The following is a 785-nucleotide window of genomic DNA, read 5'->3' as shown; positions in this document are numbered from 1 at the left end:
AGCAGCACCGTCTGGTTGAACTGATCCACCACACCGCCAGCGGTTTGCACCTCATGCAGCCACGCGATGATCGGCGTTGTCGCCACGGGGCCGACGCCCTCATCGGCTGGGCCGCTCTCTCCGCCGGACACGGTGACCACTTGCGCCAGTCGGGCTACGGTCTGCTCGACGAAGATGTCGCGCGGTCGACACACAACCCCCGATGCCCGGGCCCGGGCCACCACCTGCATCGACAAAATACTGTCCCCACCCAAGTCGAAGAACGAGTCATCAACCCCGACCCGCTCGAGCCCCAGGATCTGGGCGTAGATGCCGGCCAGGATCTCCTCGATCGCATCGCCCGGGGCGCGGTAGCGTTCGACATCCTGGTAGTCCGGTGCCGGCAGGGCGCGGGTGTCGAGTTTGCCGTTGACTGTCAGCGGCAACGCCTCGATCACCATCACCGCAGCTGGCACCATATACGGCGGGAGTCGATCGGCCAGTGCGGTGCGCAGATCGACGGGATCAGCTGTTCCGGTGATGTAGCCCACCAAATGTTTGATGCCGGGCTGGTCCTCGCGAGCGATCACCGCCGCTTGCTCGACCCCGCCCAAACCCGCCAGAGCTGTTTGGATTTCACCGAGCTCGATGCGATACCCGCGGATCTTGACCTGGTCATCAGCGCGGCCCAGATACTGCAACTGCCCATCAGCGCGCCAACTCACCAAGTCCCCGGTGCGATACATCCGCTGCCCGGCCACCTCAGCCCCACCAAACGGACACGCCACAAACCGCGATGCCGTCAA

At 64.8% G+C, this 785-nt stretch carries 1 protein-coding gene; it reads right to left on the bottom strand.

What is annotated here, in order from left to right:
• Nucleotides 1–785: phosphopantetheine-binding protein (locus A5707_RS19780; protein ID WP_156658170.1), on the bottom strand; the 785-nt coding region annotated here is incomplete at both ends.

The sequence above is a fragment of the Mycobacterium kyorinense genome, from assembly GCF_001672775.1.
GTDB lineage: Bacteria > Actinomycetota > Actinomycetes > Mycobacteriales > Mycobacteriaceae > Mycobacterium > Mycobacterium kyorinense_A.
This window is presented reverse-complemented; position numbering and strand designations above follow the sequence as displayed.